Raw genomic sequence first — 19,773 nt, 5'->3', positions numbered from 1 at the left:
GTTGTCGTCCATCGCGAGCAAGCTCGCTCCTACATTGGATTTGCGTTAACCCAACATCAGCGTTCCACGCGCTACCAAGGTCGCATTCCCGCCGATCTTCACTCGATCGCCTTCCAGTCGACAGAACAGCTCCCCACCCCGCGCCGAACGCTGAAAAGCCGTCAGGCTCGACTTGCCCAAATGCTTTGACCAGTACGGAATCAGAAGGCAATGGGTCGATCCGGTCACCGGGTCTTCATTGATGCCGATTGCCGGGGCGAAATAGCGGGAAACGAAATCGTGCTGCTCGCCCCGCGCGGTCACGATGGCGCCCAACCATGGCAGTTTCGCCAGGGCCACCATGTCCGGCTTGCAGTCGAGCACGGCTTGCTCGGACTCCAGCACCACGAACAGTTCATTCGAACCCAGTACCTCAACAGCCTTCACACCCAGTGCACGCTCGATTTCCGAGACCGCGCTCACCGGTGACGCAGTGATCGCCGGGAAGTCCAGCCACAGGCCTGCGCCCTCCCGCGTCACGCTCAACGGGCCGGACTTACAGGTGAAGTCCAGTCGCTCGACAGGCTCTTTATAGATCTCAAACAGCACATAGGCGCTAGCCAGCGTCGCGTGACCACACAATGGCACCTCGGTGGTCGGCGTAAACCAGCGGATGTGCCAGCCCTGCCCTTCGCGCACGACAAACGCCGTTTCGGCGAGGTTGTGCTCGGCGGCAATCTTTTGCATCAACTCATCGGCGAGCCAGGTATCGAGCCGATAGACCATCGCCGGGTTACCACTGAACGGCTGATTGCTGAACGCGTCGACCTGATGAAACTCAAGCTGCATAACCTTCTCCCTTGGTTTGTCCGCTGAGCATGCAGCGCCGGCCGAACGAGCGCCAGTGACAGAGCGGGCAGATTTTCACCATACAGCGCTCACACCCGACCGATATCGGCAAATTTCGCCTGGGTGTGCTCGGCCAGCACGGCCGGTGCCAGTTCGACTTCCAGTCCACGTCGACCCGCACTGACAAAAATACTGGCGAAGGACTGGGCTGAATTATCGATGAATGTGCGCAAGCGCTTTTTCTGCCCCAGCGGACTGATCCCGCCCAATAGATAGCCAGTAGAGCGTTGCGCTGCCGCCGGGTCGGCCATTTCGACCTTTTTCACGCCCGCGGCGTGGGCCAGCCCTTTCAAGTCCAGGCTGCCGACAACCGGCACCACGGCCACCAGCAACTCGCCCTTTTCGCTGGCCGCCAGCAAAGTCTTGAACACCTGCGCCGGATCGAGCCCGAGTTTTTCCGCCGCTTCCAACCCGTAGGAGGCGGCCTTCGGGTCATGTTCGTAACTGTGTACGCGATGTTCGGCCCGAACCTTTTTCAACAAATCCAATGCGGGGGTCATGACAGCTCCAGACTGGGCGGCAGAAGAAAAATACTGCGCCCGATTCTAGGACATTGATCGTTAAAAGGCTCTACGGCGGCGCATCCATAACGCCGTTGCCTGGCCATCCCATTGCGCAATGACTCATTCATTCATGCAACGAATAGTTTTTTTGTGACCGATGGTTCACTTTCGACCTTTGACATCAGCGTTTCTTGTCTATATTTTTTCGTTTCTGAAACTGTACGAAACGTCCTACCGCTGCACCCAGCAGTAAACCGCGACCAGGATGGGGATCCTGCCTCGGCGAAAACCGCGCTCCGACCATGATGGGAAAAGCGCCAGACAACAAAAAAATTGAGGTTTCAATGACAACTGCTTTACAACAACCGTCGCTCTCGAGCCAATGCATGGCCGAGTTTCTGGGTACAGCGCTGCTGATCTTTTTTGGTACAGGCTGTGTTGCCGCGCTCAAGGTCGCGGGTGCCAGTTTTGGCTTGTGGGAAATCAGCGTTATCTGGGGCGTCGGCGTCAGCATGGCGATCTACCTTACCGCCGGGGTTTCCGGGGCTCATCTGAACCCTGCCGTCAGTATTGCCCTGAGCATTTTCGCGGACTTCGAAAAGCGTAAATTGCCTTTCTACGTACTCGCCCAAGTGGCGGGTGCCTTCTGTGGAGCGCTGTTGGTCTACACGCTCTACAGCAATCTATTCTTCGAATTCGAACAAACGCACCACATGGTTCGCGGCACTCACGCCAGCCTTGAGTTGGCCTCCGTGTTCTCCACCTTCCCGAATCCTGTGCTGACCACCGCCCAGGCATTTCTGGTCGAGGTGATCATTACAGCCATCCTGATGGGCGTGATCATGTCCCTGACCGATGACAACAATGGCCTGCCAAAAGGCCCGTTGGCACCGCTGCTGATCGGCCTGCTGATTGCGGTGATCGGCAGTTCGATGGGACCGCTGACCGGTTTTGCCATGAACCCTGCGCGGGACTTCGGTCCTAAACTGATGACTTTCTTCGCTGGCTGGGGTGAAATTTCCTTCACCGGCGGACGCGATATTCCGTATTTCCTGATTCCTGTTTTTGCACCGATTGTCGGTGCCTGCCTCGGCGCCGCCGCCTATCGCGGGCTGATTGCCCGCCATCTGCACGGCGCTGTACCTGCTACAAAGGATGCAACAGCTGCCATTGACGGCAAACCCAGAACTTCTTGATACCGTTGGCGCGTGCCCCTGCCCTTTGATCACGCGCCAGACCTCACTCCCTTATTTCGTCCAAGGCAATCGACATGACCGACACACAGAATAAGAACTACATCATTGCCCTCGATCAGGGTACGACCAGCTCCCGCGCGATCATTTTCGACCGCGACGCGAACGTGGTCTGCACCGCCCAACGGGAGTTCGCTCAGCATTACCCGCAAGCCGGTTGGGTTGAGCACGATCCGATGGAGATCTTCGCCACCCAGAGCGCAGTGATGGTCGAGGCCCTTGCACAAGCCGGCCTGCACCATGACCAGGTAGCAGCCATCGGCATCACCAACCAGCGCGAAACCACCGTGGTCTGGGACAAGAACACCGGCCGCCCGATCTACAACGCAATCGTCTGGCAGTGCCGACGCAGCACCGAGATCTGCCAGCAACTGAAGCGCGATGGCCACGAGCAATACATCAGCGACACCACAGGCCTGGTCACCGACCCGTATTTCTCCGGCACCAAGCTCAAGTGGATCCTCGACAACGTCGAAGGCAGCCGCGAACGCGCGCGCAACGGTGAGCTGCTGTTCGGCACCGTCGACAGCTGGTTGATCTGGAAATTTACCGGCGGCAAGGTGCATGTCACCGACTACACCAACGCTTCGCGCACCATGCTCTTCAACATCCACACCCTGGAGTGGGACGCGAAGATGCTGGAAGTCCTCGACATCCCGCGTGAGATGCTCCCGCAAGTCAAATCGTCGTCCGAGATCTACGGCCACACCAAAAGCGGCATCGCCATCGGCGGCATTGCCGGTGACCAGCAAGCCGCTCTGTTCGGCCAGATGTGTGTCGAGCCAGGCCAGGCGAAAAACACCTACGGCACTGGCTGCTTCTTGCTGATGAACACTGGCGACAAAGCCGTGAAATCCCGACACGGCATGCTGACCACCATCGCCTGCGGCCCGCGTGGCGAGGTGGCCTATGCCCTGGAAGGTGCGGTGTTCAACGGCGGCTCCACCGTGCAATGGCTGCGTGACGAACTGAAGATCATCAACGACGCCCACGACACCGAATACTTCGCCAACAAGGTCAAGGACAGCAACGGCGTGTACCTGGTGCCGGCCTTCACCGGACTTGGCGCACCGTACTGGGACCCGTACGCCCGTGGTGCATTGTTCGGACTGACCCGCGGCGTACGCGTGGATCACATCATTCGGGCCGCGCTGGAATCGATTGCCTACCAGACCCGTGACGTGCTGGACGCCATGCAGCAAGACTCTGGGGAGCGTCTGAAAGCTCTGCGCGTGGACGGCGGTGCAGTGGCCAACAATTTCCTCATGCAGTTCCAGGCCGACATCCTCGGCACGCAGGTCGAGCGCCCGCAAATGCGCGAAACCACGGCGCTGGGTGCGGCTTACCTGGCAGGCCTGGCCTGTGGCTTCTGGGGCAGCCTGGAAGAGTTGCGTGGCAAGGCTGTGATCGAGCGCCAGTTCGAGCCGACGCTGGACGAAGCCGCGAAGGAAAAACTCTACGCAGGGTGGAAAAAAGCGGTCAGCCGTACTCGCAATTGGGCGGCTGAAGACGAGGCTGAATAAACCGGGATACGGGCTCGTATCTGTATGTAACTGGTCGGGAGCGGATTCCTGCGGCATCATGGGCAAATTTTGCACGGCAGCCCAAAGGACGCCCAATGAATCTGCCTCCCCGTCAGCAGCAAATCCTCGAACTGGTCCGCGAACGCGGCTATGTCAGTATCGAGGAAATGGCCACGTTGTTCGTTGTTACCCCGCAGACCATCCGCCGCGACATCAATCAGCTCGCAGAAGCCAATTTGTTGCGTCGCTACCACGGCGGCGCGGCTTACGACTCCAGCGTTGAAAACACCGCCTACGCCATGCGCGCCGATCAGATGCGCGACGAGAAACAGCGTATCGGCGAAGCCATTGCCGCGCAGATTCCCGACCATGCCTCGTTGTTCATCAACATCGGCACGACCACCGAATCCATTGCCCGGGCACTGCTCAACCACAGTCACCTGAAAATCATCACCAACAACCTGCATGTGGCTTCGATGCTCAGCGCCAAGGACGACTTCGACGTGCTGCTGACCGGTGGCAACGTACGGCGCGACGGCGGTGTGGTCGGTCAGGCCAGTGTCGATTTCATCAATCAGTTCAAGGTCGACTTCGCCCTGGTCGGCATCAGCGGCATCGATGAAGACGGCAGCCTGCTGGACTTCGACTATCAGGAAGTGCGGGTATCCCAGGCGATCATCGCCAATGCCCGGCAAGTGATCCTCGCGGCCGACTCCAGCAAATTCGGACGCAACGCCATGATTCGCCTGGGGCCGATCAGCCTCGTCGATTGCCTGGTCACCGATCAGCAGCCTTCCCCGGCGCTGGCGCAACTGCTGAACCAGCACAAGGTTCGGCTGGAGGTTGTTTAACACCGAAGATGGTTAAACAACCTGTAGGAGCCGGCTTGCCGGCGAAGGCGATTTCAGGAGCGCGTTCGCCGGCAAGCCGGCTCCTACAGCACTTACGCGACACTCCTCCCTTCTTTCAATGTTCGAATATTTTCCTTTGATGCCCCCTCGATGAGTATTTTCAATCGAAGCTGGCTGGCTGTGCGCGTCTTTATGGGCTAGTATTTTCGCAAATGAACATTAATGTTCGAATTCAAATACAGAACATCAAAGAACTCCGAGGCCGAGCCGATGCCCACTTCCACCTTGCCCACGCCCCCTCTCGCCGAGGTTTACGATATCGCCGTCATCGGTGGCGGGATCAATGGCGTGGGGATCGCAGCGGATGCCGCCGGTCGCGGTCTCTCGGTGTTCCTTTGCGAAAAGGATGACCTGGCCAGCCATACCTCGTCGGCCAGCAGCAAGCTGATTCACGGTGGCCTGCGCTACCTCGAGCATTACGAATTCCGCCTGGTGCGTGAAGCCTTGGCCGAACGTGAAGTACTGCTGGCCAAGGCTCCGCACATCGTCAAGCAAATGCGTTTCGTGTTGCCGCACCGCCCGCACCTGCGCCCGGCGTGGATGATTCGCGCCGGTCTGTTTCTCTATGACAACCTGGGCAAGCGCGAGCAACTGCAAGGTTCGAAAAGCCTGAAGTTCGGCCCTGACAACGCACTGAAAAGCGAGATCACCAAGGGCTTCGAATACTCCGATTGCTGGGTGGATGACGCGCGCCTGGTGGTGTTGAACGCCATGGCCGCCCGGGAAAACGGCGCCCACGTTCACACCCAGACCCGCTGCGTCAGCGCGCGTCGCACCAAGGGCCTGTGGCACCTGCACCTGGAGCGTGCCGATGGCAGTCTGTTTTCGATCCGCGCCAAGGCATTGGTCAATGCGGCCGGGCCATGGGTCGCCAAGTTCATTCGCGATGACTTGAAGATGGAATCGCCATACGGCATCCGCCTGATCCAGGGCAGCCATCTGATCGTGCCGAAACTATACGAAGGCGAACACGCGCACATCCTGCAGAACGAAGATCAGCGCATCGTGTTCACCATTCCGTACCTGAATCACTTCACCCTGATCGGCACCACCGACCGCGAGTACACCGGCGATCCGGCGAAAGTGGCAATTACCAATGGCGAAACCGATTACCTGCTGAACGTGGTCAATGCCCATTTCAAAAAGCAGATCAGCCGCGACGACATCCTGCACAGCTATTCCGGTGTGCGCCCGCTGTGCAACGACGAATCCGACAACCCGTCGGCCGTGACCCGCGATTACACCCTGGCGCTGTCTGGCACAGGCGAAGAGGCTCCGTTGCTGTCGGTGTTCGGCGGCAAGCTCACCACCTATCGCAAACTGGCCGAGTCGGCGCTGGCGCAACTGGCACCGTATTTCAAACACATCAAGCCAAGCTGGACCGCCAGCGCCACGCTGCCGGGCGGTGAAGACATGACCACCCCGCAAGCCTTGAGCTCGCGTATCCGCGACAAATTCGACTGGGTACCGAGCGAGATCGCTCGCCGCTGGGCCACCACCTACGGCAGCCGTACCTGGCGTATGCTCGAAGGCGTACAGGACCTCAGCGATATGGGCGAGCACATCGGCGGCGGTCTCTACACCCGCGAAGTCGACTATCTGTGCAACGAAGAATGGGCCACCAGCGCCCACGACATCCTCTGGCGTCGCAGCAAGCTCGGTTTGTTCACGACGGTGGCCGAGCAGGAAAAGCTCAAGGACTACCTGAACAAGGTCGAACTGAACCGCAGCAAGATCGAAGCGGCCTGATCGGTCACCGGCATAAACAAAAGCCCCTGAATCTCGCGATTCAGGGGCTTTTTCGTATCGATGGATTTCAGTCGCGCAAATCCGATTCATGAATCGGCTGCTCACGGTGAGTCGCCCGCTGATACTGCGCCGGCCACACGGCCTTGTGCCCGCCCAGATCGTCATCTGCATGCAACGCCCAGTAGGGATCGCGCAACAACTCACGGGCCAGGAAGATGATGTCCGCCTGACAGGTGCGCAGGATGTGCTCGGCCTGGGCCGGCTCGGTGATCATGCCAACCGTGCCGGTGGCCATGCCCGACTCCTTGCGTACACGCTCGGCGAAGCGGGTCTGGTAACCCGGCCCTGTGGGAATCTCCGCATTCACCGCCGTCCCGCCCGACGAGACGTCGATCAGGTCGACCCCCAGGGCTTTGAGGCGGCGTGCCAGTTCCACCGTTTCATCGGGGTTCCAGCCATCTTCCACCCAGTCGGTGGCCGAGACTCGGACAAACACCGGCAACTCTTCAGGCCACACCGCACGCACCGCTTCGGTGACCTGCAGCACCAGCCGAATACGATTTTCGAAGGAGCCGCCATATTGATCGCGACGCTGATTGCTCAACGGCGACAGGAACTGATGCAGCAGGTAACCATGGGCCGCGTGCACTTCGACCACCTTGAAACCGGCCGTCAGTGAGCGTTTTGCCGCATCGACAAAGGCCTGGATCACCTTCGCGATCTCGCCGTCATCCAGTTGTCTGGGTTGGGTGTGCTGTGGATCGAACGCGATCGGTGAAGGTCCGACCGGCACCCAGCCGCCCTCATCGGGCTTGACGCTGCCATGCTTGCCGAGCCACGGCCGGTAGGTGCTGGCCTTGCGCCCGGCATGGGCCAGCTGAATGCCGGCAACGGCGCCCTGGGCGTTGATGAAGCGGGTGATGCGTTGCAGGGGTTCGATCTGCTCGTCATTCCACAGACCGAGGTCCTGAGCGGTGATACGCCCGTCGGCGGTGACCGCCGTGGCTTCGGTAAACACCAGCCCGGCCCCGCCGACAGCGCGGCTTCCGAGGTGGACCAGGTGCCAGTCATTGGCCAGGCCATCGGCACTGGAGTACTGGCACATCGGCGATACCGCGATGCGGTTGGGCAGGGTCAATTGGCGAAGGGTAAAGGGTTCAAGCAGCAGACTCATGGGGCACCTCTCGAATCAGTGGGCAGGCTCCAGGTTCTGTTTGAATAGTCGACGAGTGACAGGAAAAAGGTACAGCACCCGCCCCCGCGGGCAAAAAATTCGACAAGACGTCACAAGGCCAAAATCAAGCAGTGCTTAGAGCCTAGTCGACATCGGAGATCAGTGGAGGGTTCAAGAAAAGATCGCAGCCTTCGGCAGCTCCTACAGGTGTACGTCATGCCTTTGCAGGAGCTGCCGAAGGCTGCGATCTTTTGATCTTTAACGCACTATCGCGGTTCGATGTGGGCAATCATCAGCTGGACCGTCTCGTTGCCACGAAACTCGTTGAGGTCGAGTTTGTAGGCCAGTTCCACCCACTTGATGGTCGGATTCGGCCAGATGTCGCGGTCGATCCCGAAGGCAATGCCGTCGAGTTTCACCGAGCCACATTCACTTTTGAGCACGACTTTAAGGTGCCGTTCGCCAACGACGCGCTGCTCGACCAACTGGAACACCCCATGAAACAAGGGTTCCGGGAAGTGTTGCCCCCAAGGGCCGGCATGCCGCAAGGCACGGGCCAGCTCCAGGTGGAACTCTTCCACCGCCAGGGTGCCGTCCGACAACAGGCGGCCAGTCAGGTCTTCTTCGCGCAGTTGCCGGCGCACTTCAGCGTCGAAGGCTTCGGCGAACAAGGGGAAGTTCGCTTCCGGCAGCGTCAGGCCGGCCGCCATCGCGTGGCCACCGTATTTGGTGATCAGATTCGGATGCTGCGCCGCCACCACGCTCAGGGCGTCGCGGATGTGAAAGCCCTGGACCGAACGCCCCGAGCCCTTGAGCAGGCCATCTCCGGCATCGGCAAAGGCGATGGTCGGGCGGAAATAGCGCTCTTTCATCCGTGACGCGAGGATACCGATGACGCCCTGATGCCACTCGGGATCGAACAGGCACAAGCCGAACGGCATCGACTCCACCGGCAGATCCTTGAGCTGCGCCAGCGCTTCACGCTGCATACCTTGCTCGATGGATTTGCGATCCTGGTTCATGCCGTCCAGTTGCGCCGCCATCTCACGGGCCAGACCGGCGTCTTCGGTCAGCAGGCATTCGATGCCCAGGCTCATGTCATCCAGGCGCCCCGCCGCGTTCAGCCGCGGGCCGACAATGAAGCCCAGGTCGGTGGAAGTGATACGTGCATGGTCACGCTTGGCCACCTCGAGGATCGCCTTGATCCCCGGCCGGGAACGTCCGGCACGAATGCGCTCCAGGCCCTGATGCACCAGAATCCGGTTGTTGGCATCCAGCGGCACCACGTCGGCCACACTGCCCAAGGCCACCAGATCGAGCAGTTCGCCGATATTCGGCTGCGGCTTGCTTGTGTACCAGCCCAGTTCGCGCAACCGCGCACGCAGGGCCATCAGCACATAGAAAATCACTCCGACCCCGGCCAGTGCCTTGCTCGGGAACTCGCAACCTGGCTGGTTCGGATTGACGATGGCGTCGGCTAACGGCAGCTCGTCACCGGGCAAGTGGTGATCGGTAACCAGCACCTTGAGCCCGGCCTTTTTCGCCGCGGCCACGCCTTCGACGCTGGAGATGCCGTTGTCGACGGTAATCAGTAAATGCGGCTGACGCTCAAGCGCCACCGCGACGATCTCCGGTGTCAGGCCGTAGCCGTAGTCGAAACGGTTTGGCACCAGATAATCGACATGCGCCGCGCCCAGCAAACGCAGGCCCAGCGTACCCACAGTGCTGGCCGTCGCGCCGTCGGCATCGAAGTCGCCGACGATAAGAATGCGCTGGCGCTGTTCGAGCGCCGTCACCAGCAGATCCACGGCGGCATCGATGCCCTTGAGCTGCTGGAACGGAATCAACCGCGCCAGGCTCTTGTCCAGTTCTGCCTCGGATTGCACACCCCGCGCCGCGTACAGGCGGGTCAGCAGCGGCGGAATATCACCGAGGAATGGCAGGGTGTCGGGCAGCAAGCGAGGTTCGATGCGCATGGGGTGAATGATGCTTCTCTTCGATACGTAGGATAAAACCGGGTGACGCGGTGCAATGGCGAATAATCAGCCGCGCTCACCGGCCAGCCACTGCAACTGGACTTCGTGCTGACCACGGTCGTCGGTGACGAAAATCGTTCCTTCGCTGATCATCACGTCCCACTTGATAACGCGCGGCATGTCTTTGGCCAGGGTTTCCAGGACTTCCTGCGGAACAGCCGCGATATGTACGTTTTTTAGATTTTTGATCGCCGGGATCACTTTGGTTTCCCAGACGCGCAGGCTGCCATAGGCCAGCAGGCTGGTGCGCTCGGTGCGGCGCGAGCACCAGGTCAGGCGCTCGGCATCGGGCTGGCCGACTTCGATCCAGTGCAGGACGCGGTCATCCAGACTTTTTTCCCACAAGGCCGGTTCATCCACTTCCGACAGACCACGGCCAAAAGACAGTTGCTCGTTGTACCAGAGGGCGTAGGCCAGCAGGCGCACGGTCATGCGCTCTTCGGTTTCCGAAGGGTGACGGGCGATGGTCTGCTTCACGCTCTCGTAGACGCTGCGGTCAAGGTCGGTGAGGTTCAGTTCAAACTTGTAGGTCGTGGACGGCTGGGCCATGAACGGGCTTCTTGATACGAGGAAAGGCGGCAAGTCTAACCGATGCGACGGGCAATCCACGAATTGAACACAATCAAGCTGGAGCGCCTGACAGTCGGCTATGTTAAAACGCTCTAATCGCTCATCCCTTGTCCTGCAGGATCCCGCATGCCGCTCACCGCCAAACCGCTTTCCGGTCTGAAAGTCATCGAATTGGGTACCTTGATTGCCGGCCCGTTTGCTTCGCGCATTTGCGCTGAATTCGGTGCCGATGTGATCAAGGTCGAGTCCCCGGACGGCGGTGATCCATTGCGCAAATGGCGCAAGTTGTATGAAGGCACTTCGTTGTGGTGGTTCGTCCAGGCCCGCAATAAAAAGTCCCTGACCCTCAATCTCAAGCACCCTGACGGTCAGGCGATCCTGAAACAGCTGCTGGGTGAAGCCGACATTCTGATCGAAAACTTTCGTCCCGGCGTCCTGGAGAAACTAGGCCTGGGCTGGGACGTCCTGCACACCTTGAACCCGAAACTGGTCATGGTGCGGCTGTCGGGTTTCGGCCAGACCGGCCCGATGAAAGATCAGCCCGGCTTTGGCGCAGTTGGTGAATCCATGGGGGGCCTGCGCTACATCACCGGCTTCGAAGACCGGCCACCGGTGCGCACCGGCATTTCCATCGGCGACTCGATTGCCGCGCTCTGGGGCGTGATCGGCGCACTGATGGCCCTGCGTCATCGCGAGGTCAACGGTGGCCAGGGGCAAGTGGTGGACGTGGCGCTGTACGAAGCCATCTTCGCGATGATGGAAAGCATGGTCCCGGAGTTCGATGTGTTCGGCTTCATTCGCGAACGCACGGGCAACATCATGCCGGGCATCACCCCGTCCTCGATCCACACCAGCGCCGATGGCAAGCACGTGCAGATCGGCGCCAATGGCGACGCGATTTTCAAACGCTTCATGCTGATCATTGACCGGGAAGACCTGGCCAACGATCCTCTGCTTGCCAGCAACGATGGCCGCGATGCCCGACGCGACGAGATTTATGGCGTCATCGATCGCTGGGTCAACTCGTTGCCGCTGGACACGGTGCTGGCGCGGCTCAATCAGGCCGAGGTGCCGGCCAGCCGGATCTTCAGCGCCGAAGACATGTTCAATGACCCTCAGTACCTGGCGCGGGAAATGTTCCTGCAGGCCAAGCTGCCGGACGGCAAAGACTTCAAGATGCCGGGCATTGTGCCGAAACTCTCAGAGACACCTGGGGAATGTGAATGGGTCGGGCCACAACTGGGTGAGCACAACGCACAGGTACTCCAGGAACTTGGCTATGACGCGACGCAGATCGCACAGTTGCGCAAAGACGGAGCCATCTGAACCGAGGCGCCTGCCTCGATGCTGCCCGTCGCGCGGCGGGCAGCTGCTGCGCATGCTGGCGATTTTGCTCTTGCTCCTTGAAACGGTCCCATCAGCTCTGGCGCAAACCAGGGAAACCCTGATCTGGCTCAAACGCGACCTGCCGCCGCTGACGATCTTCGACGGCCCGAAAAAAGGCCAGGGCGTTATCGATCAACTGCTTCCACTGTTGATTGCCGGCATGCCGCAGTACCAGCACATCGTGATGAGGGTCAATCGCGCGCGTGGATTGCAAATGCTCCACGAGCCGTCCCTCGTCTGCGACGCGGCGCTGAACTGGAGCAAGGAACGGGAAAAGTGGATCGCCTTTTCCATCCCGGTCTTCCGCGCCATGAGCAATGGCCTGGCCGTGCGGCGCGTCGACCAGAAAGTGCTGACACCCTTTATCAAGGACGGCGAAGTGGACCTGGCAGCGCTGCTCGCCAGCGGCAGCGAAAAACTGGGGATTATTGCCGAGCGCAATTATGGCGAATACCTCGACGAGTTGCTCAAGCAAGCGCCAGCCGACGCGCTGACCGCTCATTACGGTAATGACGCCTTGAGCAGCCTGCTACAGATGCAGCGCCTGGGACGCTTGCGCCTGCTGTTGGGTTATCGCCCGGAAATTCGTTACCAGGCCTCACTGCAAGGTATCGCCGAAGATGAATTGCAGTTCTATCCGATCCGTGGCACTGGCAAGTACCTGTCCGGTTACATCGGCTGCACCGACACGCCAAAGGGCCGGCAGGCCATTGTCGAGATCAACCAGGTGCTGCGCACCCTTCCCCGTGAACGCCTTGACGAGGCCTACGCCGCCTGGCTGGATCCGGAGAGTCGCAGCGATTACTTGAAAGACACCAAGGCGTTTTTCGACAATCTGGCGCAGCCATGACAAATCCCGGGCAAAAAGAAACCCCGGGAAGTGGGGAGACGACCCGGGGTTAAACTTGGCCTGCCTGGAGACCAGTAGCAGCAAGCTACAAGCACCGGAGCACAATGCTTGATCCTGCTGTTACAAAGTCTGACTGACCTGGGCGCGGGAAGGTTCCCACAAATATCCGTTCAATTGCGGCTGGCCAGAAGCTTGTCCTGCGCCGCATTACGCAATGCCGCGATGACACAAGGCTCAAGGCGCCCTTCAGCGATCAGCACGTCGCGATGCAAACCGTCGACCACATCCGTCAGCAGCCGTTTGTCATTCAACTGGACCTGATTGAACGCGCGCTCGACCACGGTCGCGCCGATAGCATTCTTCAAGGTTATCCGGCATTCGCCACGAATGCCTGATGGGGTCAACGTGACCTGATACGGGCTCAGCGCCTCACCGAGCAACAGACTGATACTTTCCATCCCGATCACCACTCAATAGTCCGAAACAACGTGCCTGGGGCATGCCTGAAAAAGATGACCGCTGGCCCGAGAAGAAAGTTCTGGATACTGACCGCAAGCGAACCTGCAGCCCAGTCAAGAGAGCATGCACGGCGAACATGACAGAGAAAAAACGTAACCATCACGTCTGTCGGGTACGTCGGGCGATGTCGGCCCAGCCCCCCAACAATCCTCGTAGCTGGCCATCTGCCGTGTAAAACGGCACCGTCCACTGGTAGATATCCCTGACGCCTTCCTTGAACATCAATTGACGCTCGAAAAAGCGCGTCCTGCGCGTACTCAACTGCGCCAGAAACTCGGCATGCAACAGTTCAGCGGTTTGTCTGGGCATGACATCGACCTCGATCAACTGCCGCCCCTGCATCCGGTCAAAACGTGTCGACAAGGCGTCCTCATAACTTTTGTTGCACATGATCAAGCGCCCTTGCAGATCACGGACAAACATCGGGTCAGGCATGGCATCCATCAGGGCATGCTGGAAGGCGAGCTGATCGCGCAGGCTCCTTTGGGCCTCGACCCGTTGCCTGACCACCACCGCCAACCGCCGATTCCAGAGCAGGGACAACAGCCCGAACAGGCTGAGCACAAACATGCCCCAGCAGACCCACTGGTCAATCCGCTGCCAGAGACCAGGCGGCTGTGGCACGGTAGCGCCGCCGAACCACTTCAGGCGAAGGTCGCGCAGCTCCTGCGCAGGAAACGCCTCAAGCGCCTTGTTGAGGATACTCAGCAACTGCGGCTGACCTTTGCGCAACGTCAGATAATCCGCATCCCATTTGCCCGGCACCACAGCCCCGATCTGCAGCCGACCCGACGGAAAATGCTGGGCGCCGATTTCGTTTTCGATGGTGACGTAGGCTTCGTCGCTTTCAACCCAGGCACGGGCTTCGGCGTAGGTTTTAACCGAACGCAATTCGATGGACGGATAATCACGACGGATCACCGCTTCCAGTGCATGCCGGGTCGGCAGCACCAGTACCCCCGTCGCCATATCCTCCAGCGACTGCACCGGCGGCGCCCCAGCCTGCCCGACAAAGACCCATCCGGCACCGCCGAACGCATGGCTGAAATCGAGAAATACCTTGCGTTCGTCATTCATCGCCAGGGTCGTACTCAAATCCGCCGCGCCGCTTTCCAGATGGGCCAGCATCTGATCGGTGGAAAAAGACTGTTCGTAAACGAACTGCAACCCCGTCATGTCACTGATGCGCTTGAGCAGATCACTGTTCAAGCCCGTCCATTGGCCATGTTCATCCTTGAACAGGTACAACGGATATTCCAGTGCCGTGACCACGACCCGTGGATGGCTGGCCATCCATTGCAACTCCTGGTCATTCAGCACGACCTTTGAGTGGGGGGCAGACATCCCGCGTTCCGGAATCGATGCAGGGTTCGCCCCTCCCCATTCGGCGATTCCCAGCATGCCGAATAAAAACAGCCAGCGTGCGACTGGCTTGAACACACTTGTAAACAGCATTCCCACGTCCTTGGTGATCCATTCGCCTGTCCCTTCGCGGCGATAACACGACAAGTGTGCATGCAGAAATGAAAAAGCCCGTCAGGAGACGGGCTTCAAAATGTTACAGCGCTGACCGGTTACAGCGGCTTGCCGCGGTTGCCATGCTGACTGACAAAGGCCTGCACGGCCTTCAAGTCATTTGGCAATACGGTGCAACGTTCGTCTCGTTCAAACAAATCAGAAAGATGTGCAGGCAGTTCGAGCGCTTTTCCTACACCGGCTTTTTCCACGGCGTCCGGGAATTTGACCGGGTGGGCGGTGCCCAGGATCACCATTGGAGTGTCCAGGCTGCGACGGCATTCCCGCGCAGCTTTCACGCCGATGGCAGTGTGCGGATCCAGCACTTCACCGGTCTGCTCGTAGACTTCAGCGATGGTTTCGCAGGTTTGCGCGTCATCCACGGCCAGCGAGTCGAACAACTTGCGAGCTTCGGTCCAACGCTCTTGCTCGACACTGAAACCGCCGCCCTGCTTGAACGAATCCATCAGCCCGGCGATGGCCGCGCCGTTGCGACCATGCAGGTCGAACAGCAGGCGTTCGAAGTTCGACGACACCATGATGTCCATGGACGGCGACAGCGTGGCGTGCAGGGTTTCCTTGACGTACTGGTTGCCGCTCATGAAGCGGTGCAGGATGTCGTTGCGGTTGGTGGCGACGATCAATTGGTTGATCGGCAGGCCCATGTTGCGCGCCAGGTAACCGGCGAAGATGTCGCCGAAGTTGCCGGTCGGCACCGAGAACGCCACCGAACGCGCCGGGCCGCCCAGCTGCAGGGCCGCGTGGAAGTAGTAAACGATCTGGGCCATGATCCGCGCCCAGTTGATCGAGTTCACGGCCACCAGGCGAGTGCCCTTGAGGAAACCCTGGTCGGCGAAGCTCGCCTTGACCATTTCCTGGCAGTCATCGAAGTTGCCTTCGATGGCGATGTTGTGGATGTTCTCACCAAAAATGGTGGTCATCTGCCGACGCTGCACTTCGGACACGCGGTTGTGCGGGTGCAGGATGAAGATGTCGACGTTTTCGCAGTGCTTGCAGCCTTCGATGGCGGCCGAGCCGGTGTCACCGGAGGTGGCACCGACGATCACCACGCGCTCGCCGCGCTTTTCCAGCACGTAGTCGAGCAGGCGACCGAGCAATTGCAGGGCGAAGTCCTTGAACGCCAGGGTCGGGCCGTGGAACAGCTCCAGCACCCATTCGTTGCCGTTCAGCTGACGCAGCGGCGCAACGGCGCTGTGGGCGAATACGCCGTAGGTTTCTTCAAGAATTTTTTTGAAATCGGCGTCCGGGATGCTGCCGGTGACGAACGGGCGCATGACCCGAAAAGCCAGTTCGTGATACGGCAGGCCGGCCCAGGAAGCGATTTCTTCCTGGGTGAAACGTGGCAGGTTTTCCGGGACGTACAGACCGCCGTCGGTGGCAAGACCTGCCAGCAGGACGTCTTCGAAATTCAGGGCCGGTGCCTGGCCGCGGGTACTGATGTAACGCATGACTGACTCCAATGGACAGTGTTCGTAGTGCCGGGCCCGCAAGCGAGCCCGGTCAACGATATCGGCTTAGTTCAGGTGCTCGACACGGATCCGTACAACCGGACCGACCACACCCGCCAAGGCTTCCAAAGCAGCGATGGCGTCGTTGATGTGCTGTTCCAGCACGCGGTGGGTCAGCAGGATCATCGGCACCAGGCCGTCGTGCTCCTCGGCTTCCTTCTGCATGATCGACTCGATGTTGATGCCGCGCTCCGAGAGGATGCTCGCGACCTGAGCCAATACGCCCGGATGGTCCTTGGCCTGAATACGCAGGTAGTAGGCGCTTTCACAGGCTTCGATTGGCAGGATCGGATGAGCCGACAGCGAATCCGGCTGGAACGCCAGGTGCGGCACGCGGTTTTCCGGGTCGGAAGTCATGGCGCGGACCACGTCCACCAGGTCGGCGATCACCGACGAAGCGGTCGGTTCCATGCCGGCGCCAGCGCCGTAGAACAGGGTCGAACCGGCAGCATCGCCGTTGACCATCACCGCGTTCATCACGCCGTTGACGTTGGCGATCAGGCGATCGGCCGGGATCAGCGTCGGGTGCACGCGCAGTTCGATACCCGCCGCGGTGCTGCGCGCCACGCCCAGGTGCTTGATACGGTAGCCCAGCGCTTCGGCGTAGTTGACGTCGGCGGTGGTCAGTTTGGTGATGCCTTCGGTGTAGGCCTTGTCGAATTGCAGCGGGATACCGAACGCGATGGACGCCAGGATCGTCAGCTTGTGAGCGGCGTCGATACCCTCGACGTCGAAGGTCGGATCGGCTTCGGCGTAACCCAGTGCCTGGGCTTCGGCCAATACGTCTTCGAAGGTGCGACCCTTCTCGCGCATTTCCGTCAGGATGAAGTTGCCGGTGCCGTTGATGATACCGGCCACCCAGTTGATGCGGTTGGCCGACAGGCCTTCGCGGATCGCCTTGATCACTGGAATACCACCGGCTACCGCCGCTTCGAACGCAACGATCACGCCCTTCTCGCGGGCCTTGGCGAAAATTTCATTACCGTGAACGGCGATAAGTGCCTTGTTCGCGGTGACCACATGCTTGCCATTCTCGATGGCCTTGAGTACCAGCTCGCGGGCAACGGTGTAGCCGCCCATCAGCTCTATAACGATGTCGATCTCAGGGTTCGTGGCCACTTCGAAGACATCGTTGGTAATCGCAATACCGGTCGTTTGGAACTGAGGCTTTGGCGTGCGCATGGCAATTTGTGCCACTTCGATCCCACGCCCGGCACGACGAGCAATTTCCTCGGCGTTGCGCTGAAGTACGTTGAAGGTACCGCCACCGACGGTTCCTAACCCACAGATGCCTACTTTGACCGGTTTCACTGTGAACTCCCCATAAAACGGCCGACTCGAGGCCGGCCGTGAAAACAACCGCAGACTCGCGGCTCTCTATTGATGGCCCGGCGAATGTCGCTACCGGACCATGATCGTCAAGGCTTGCCGTGACGATACGAATTTACTTCGCGCCCAGCGCCAGTTTGGCGACTTGTGGCGCAGGCTGGTAGCCCGGAATGACCTGACCGTCGGCCAAAACGATGGCCGGTGTACCGTTCACGCCGATCGACTGGCCGAGTGCGAACTGTTTGGAAACCGGGTTATCGCACTTGGCGGCCTTGATTTCCTTGCCGTCGACCATTTTATCCATGGCCGCCTTCTTGTCCTTCGAGCACCACACCGCTTGCAGCTGTTCGTCACCCGGCGAGCCCAGGCCCTGGCGCGGGAACGCGACGTAACGCACTTCGATGCCGCGCTTGTTCAGCTCAGGCACTTCGGCATGCAGTTTGTGGCAGTACGGGCAGGTGGTGTCGGTGAATACGGTGATGTGCGACTTGGTTTCGCCAATGGCCGGGTAGACAACGGTTTCGGCAACCGGGATGTCGTTGATCAGCTTGGAGATCCCCTGGCGCTCGGTTTTCTCGGTCAGGTTGACCGGCTTGCCGTCCTTGAGATCGAACAGGTAGCCCTGAACTACGTACTGGCCGTCGGCACTGGCATACAGCACGCGGCTGCCTTTGAGCTTGACTTCGTACAGGCCTGGCAACGGGCTGGCGGTGATGCTTTCCACTGGCACTTCGAGCTGGAGGTTTTCCAGGCTTTTACGAATGGCTTTGTCGGCCGCGTCATCGGCGACGGCAAAGGTGCTGACCAACGCAATGGCTGCGGCGGCGAAAATCTGGGTCAGACGCATGAGAACTCCTGAAGGCGAACATATGGGACGATCAGAACGCCCGTGCCGAAACACCGGGTCATAACCGCCCATCGTGCAAACCGGCTCAGCCTATCACATAAGGCCCGCATGGCCGAATGCGCCTGTCGCAAGAGATTTTGAGAGCACCGAAGAACCTGTAGGAGTGAGCCTGCTCGCGATAGCGGTAGTCCTGACAACACAGCGGTGACTGACAGACCGCCATCGCGAGCAGGCTCACTCCTACAGGGATTTTGTTCAGCCTCTGGGGTGGTGTTTGGCGTGCAGGTCCTGCAATCGCGCTCGGGCAACATGGGTGTAGATCTGTGTCGTCGACAAATCGCTGTGCCCCAGCAGCATCTGCACCACCCGCAGGTCTGCGCCGTGGTTGAGCAGGTGTGTGGCGAAGGCATGGCGCAAGGTGTGTGGTGACAGTGACTTGCCTATCCCGGCCACCCTGGCTTGATGCTTGATCCGGTGCCAGAAGGTCTGGCGGGTCATCTGCTCGCCACGCTGACTGGGAAACAACACATCGCTGGGACGCCCGCCAAGCAGTTCGCCGCGAGCATCACGCATGTAGCGCTCGACCCAGACAATCGCCTCCTCGCCCATTGGCACCAATCGCTCCTTGCTGCCCTTGCCCATCACTCGCAACACGCCCTGGCGCAAATTGACCTGTTCCAGGGTGAGGCTGATCAGCTCGGTCACCCGCAAGCCACAGGCGTACAGCACTTCAAGCATGGCCCGGTCGCGCTGACCGATTGCCTCACTCAAGTCCGGTGCCGCCAGTAGCGCCTCGACGTCGGCCTCCGACAAGGATTTCGGCAGTGGCCTGCCGAGCTGCGGCATATCAATCCGTAACGTTGGATCGACGGCGATCATCTTTTCCCGTAGCAAATAGCGATAGAAGCCACGTACACCGGAGAGAAATCGAGCAGTGGAACGAGGCTTGTAGTTTTGCTCCAGGCGCCAGGCCAGGTGGTCGAGAATCAACTCTCGCCCGGCATTGACCAGCTCCAGTCCATTGTCCTGTAACCAGCCGTTGAACAACGCCAGGTCACTACGATAGGCGTCTCGAGTGTTATCGGAGAGACCTTTCTCCAGCCAAAGAGCGTCGAGAAACTGGTCAATCAGGGGATGATCAATGGCAGGCATAAAGGCTCAGGCAAAACCGGCAATACGGCCAGGGAAGAT

17 protein-coding genes are annotated in these 19,773 nt (G+C 59.8%); 6 read left to right on the top strand and 11 right to left on the bottom strand.

From position 1 onward, the window contains the following. Nucleotides 1–45: 45 nt before the first annotated feature. Together AC1DWG_RS09365 and ybaK are read right to left on the bottom strand one after the other, a co-directional pair. Nucleotides 46–828 (bottom strand): PhzF family phenazine biosynthesis protein, encoded by a 783-nt coding sequence (locus AC1DWG_RS09365; protein WP_477787686.1) that lies wholly within the window; start codon nt 826–828, stop codon nt 46–48. A gap of 89 nt (nt 829–917) precedes the next feature. Next, nucleotides 918–1,388, bottom strand: a complete 471-nt coding sequence (gene ybaK / locus AC1DWG_RS09360; protein ID WP_477754246.1) for a Cys-tRNA(Pro) deacylase — start codon at nt 1,386–1,388, stop codon at nt 918–920. Between the two features lie 347 nt (nt 1,389–1,735). On the opposite strand from ybaK, the gene AC1DWG_RS09355 reads away from it, so the two are divergent. From AC1DWG_RS09355 to glpD, 4 genes are all read left to right on the top strand, one after another. Further along, nucleotides 1,736–2,587 (top strand): MIP/aquaporin family protein, encoded by an 852-nt coding sequence (locus AC1DWG_RS09355; protein ID WP_477787685.1) that lies wholly within the window; start codon nt 1,736–1,738, stop codon nt 2,585–2,587. Between the two features lie 74 nt (nt 2,588–2,661). Then, a complete protein-coding gene (gene glpK / locus AC1DWG_RS09350; RefSeq protein WP_477754248.1) occupies nt 2,662–4,167 on the top strand; it encodes a glycerol kinase GlpK in 1,506 nt (501 codons plus the stop codon). A 95-nt stretch (nt 4,168–4,262) separates the two neighbouring features. Continuing rightward, complete coding sequence (locus AC1DWG_RS09345) at nt 4,263–5,018, top strand: DeoR/GlpR family transcriptional regulator (RefSeq protein ID WP_007971301.1); 756 nt, start codon at nt 4,263–4,265, stop codon at nt 5,016–5,018. Between the two features lie 270 nt (nt 5,019–5,288). After that, nucleotides 5,289–6,827, top strand: coding sequence for a glycerol-3-phosphate dehydrogenase (gene glpD, locus AC1DWG_RS09340; RefSeq protein WP_477787684.1), 1,539 nt, complete (start codon nt 5,289–5,291; stop codon nt 6,825–6,827). A 67-nt stretch (nt 6,828–6,894) separates the two neighbouring features. On the opposite strand, the gene AC1DWG_RS09335 is transcribed toward glpD, so the two are convergent. The 3 genes from AC1DWG_RS09335 to AC1DWG_RS09325 form a co-directional block, all read right to left on the bottom strand. Then, on the bottom strand, nt 6,895–8,001 hold the full coding sequence (locus AC1DWG_RS09335) for an NADH:flavin oxidoreductase/NADH oxidase (protein ID WP_477754249.1): 1,107 nt from the start codon (nt 7,999–8,001) through the stop codon (nt 6,895–6,897). A 266-nt stretch (nt 8,002–8,267) separates the two neighbouring features. Next, nucleotides 8,268–9,977: a single-stranded-DNA-specific exonuclease RecJ gene (recJ, locus tag AC1DWG_RS09330; RefSeq protein WP_477762704.1), complete on the bottom strand. Its 1,710-nt coding sequence runs from the start codon at nt 9,975–9,977 to the stop codon at nt 8,268–8,270. Nucleotides 9,978–10,043: 66 nt separating this feature from the next. Then, nucleotides 10,044–10,586, bottom strand: a complete 543-nt coding sequence (locus tag AC1DWG_RS09325) for a YaeQ family protein (protein ID WP_223459916.1) — start codon at nt 10,584–10,586, stop codon at nt 10,044–10,046. A 147-nt stretch (nt 10,587–10,733) separates the two neighbouring features. Here AC1DWG_RS09325 and AC1DWG_RS09320 point away from each other — a divergent pair, with 147 nt between their 5' ends. Then, nucleotides 10,734–11,933, top strand: a complete 1,200-nt coding sequence (locus AC1DWG_RS09320) for a CaiB/BaiF CoA transferase family protein (protein WP_477760092.1) — start codon at nt 10,734–10,736, stop codon at nt 11,931–11,933. Next, on the top strand, nt 11,887–12,843 hold the full coding sequence (locus AC1DWG_RS09315) for a TIGR02285 family protein (RefSeq protein ID WP_477787683.1): 957 nt from the start codon (nt 11,887–11,889) through the stop codon (nt 12,841–12,843). The genes AC1DWG_RS09320 and AC1DWG_RS09315 overlap by 47 nt, the downstream gene beginning before the upstream one ends. A gap of 170 nt (nt 12,844–13,013) precedes the next feature. Here AC1DWG_RS09315 and AC1DWG_RS09310 read toward each other — a convergent pair whose 3' ends face one another. The 6 genes from AC1DWG_RS09310 to xerD form a co-directional block, all read right to left on the bottom strand. Then, nucleotides 13,014–13,301 (bottom strand): DUF3509 domain-containing protein, encoded by a 288-nt coding sequence (locus AC1DWG_RS09310; RefSeq protein WP_477754252.1) that lies wholly within the window; start codon nt 13,299–13,301, stop codon nt 13,014–13,016. A gap of 160 nt (nt 13,302–13,461) precedes the next feature. Then, nucleotides 13,462–14,817, bottom strand: a complete 1,356-nt coding sequence (locus tag AC1DWG_RS09305; protein WP_477762702.1) for a transporter substrate-binding domain-containing protein — start codon at nt 14,815–14,817, stop codon at nt 13,462–13,464. Between the two features lie 119 nt (nt 14,818–14,936). Next, entirely contained in the window at nt 14,937–16,346 is a 1,410-nt protein-coding gene (thrC, locus tag AC1DWG_RS09300; protein WP_477762701.1) for a threonine synthase, read from the bottom strand. Between the two features lie 66 nt (nt 16,347–16,412). Then, a complete protein-coding gene (locus AC1DWG_RS09295) occupies nt 16,413–17,717 on the bottom strand; it encodes a homoserine dehydrogenase (protein ID WP_007998527.1) in 1,305 nt (434 codons plus the stop codon). Nucleotides 17,718–17,850: 133 nt separating this feature from the next. Next, complete coding sequence (dsbC, locus tag AC1DWG_RS09290) at nt 17,851–18,582, bottom strand: bifunctional protein-disulfide isomerase/oxidoreductase DsbC (protein WP_477754254.1); 732 nt, start codon at nt 18,580–18,582, stop codon at nt 17,851–17,853. Nucleotides 18,583–18,837: 255 nt separating this feature from the next. After that, nucleotides 18,838–19,734 (bottom strand): site-specific tyrosine recombinase XerD, encoded by an 897-nt coding sequence (xerD, locus tag AC1DWG_RS09285; RefSeq protein WP_477762700.1) that lies wholly within the window; start codon nt 19,732–19,734, stop codon nt 18,838–18,840. Nucleotides 19,735–19,773 lie beyond the last annotated feature (39 nt).

The organism is Pseudomonas sp. P4_B3 (genome assembly GCF_056402295.1).
Note: the sequence above shows the minus strand (reverse complement) of the source record. Positions and strands in the feature narration are given on the sequence as shown.

Coding starts and splice junctions, on each gene's coding strand:
- dsbC (WP_477754254.1), bottom strand. CDS start 18,582: ATGCGTCTGACCCAGATTTTCGCCGCCGCAGCCATTGCGTTGGTCAGC.
- AC1DWG_RS09345 (WP_007971301.1), top strand. CDS start 4,263: ATGAATCTGCCTCCCCGTCAGCAGCAAATCCTCGAACTGGTCCGCGAA.
- AC1DWG_RS09365 (WP_477787686.1), bottom strand. CDS start 828: ATGCAGCTTGAGTTTCATCAGGTCGACGCGTTCAGCAATCAGCCGTTC.
- xerD (WP_477762700.1), bottom strand. CDS start 19,734: ATGCCTGCCATTGATCATCCCCTGATTGACCAGTTTCTCGACGCTCTT.
- ybaK (WP_477754246.1), bottom strand. CDS start 1,388: ATGACCCCCGCATTGGATTTGTTGAAAAAGGTTCGGGCCGAACATCGC.
- recJ (WP_477762704.1), bottom strand. CDS start 9,977: ATGCGCATCGAACCTCGCTTGCTGCCCGACACCCTGCCATTCCTCGGT.
- thrC (WP_477762701.1), bottom strand. CDS start 16,346: ATGCGTTACATCAGTACCCGCGGCCAGGCACCGGCCCTGAATTTCGAA.
- AC1DWG_RS09335 (WP_477754249.1), bottom strand. CDS start 8,001: ATGAGTCTGCTGCTTGAACCCTTTACCCTTCGCCAATTGACCCTGCCC.
- AC1DWG_RS09315 (WP_477787683.1), top strand. CDS start 11,887: ATGACGCGACGCAGATCGCACAGTTGCGCAAAGACGGAGCCATCTGAA.
- AC1DWG_RS09355 (WP_477787685.1), top strand. CDS start 1,736: ATGACAACTGCTTTACAACAACCGTCGCTCTCGAGCCAATGCATGGCC.
- AC1DWG_RS09320 (WP_477760092.1), top strand. CDS start 10,734: ATGCCGCTCACCGCCAAACCGCTTTCCGGTCTGAAAGTCATCGAATTG.
- AC1DWG_RS09305 (WP_477762702.1), bottom strand. CDS start 14,817: ATGCTGTTTACAAGTGTGTTCAAGCCAGTCGCACGCTGGCTGTTTTTA.
- glpK (WP_477754248.1), top strand. CDS start 2,662: ATGACCGACACACAGAATAAGAACTACATCATTGCCCTCGATCAGGGT.
- AC1DWG_RS09310 (WP_477754252.1), bottom strand. CDS start 13,301: ATGGAAAGTATCAGTCTGTTGCTCGGTGAGGCGCTGAGCCCGTATCAG.
- AC1DWG_RS09325 (WP_223459916.1), bottom strand. CDS start 10,586: ATGGCCCAGCCGTCCACGACCTACAAGTTTGAACTGAACCTCACCGAC.
- glpD (WP_477787684.1), top strand. CDS start 5,289: ATGCCCACTTCCACCTTGCCCACGCCCCCTCTCGCCGAGGTTTACGAT.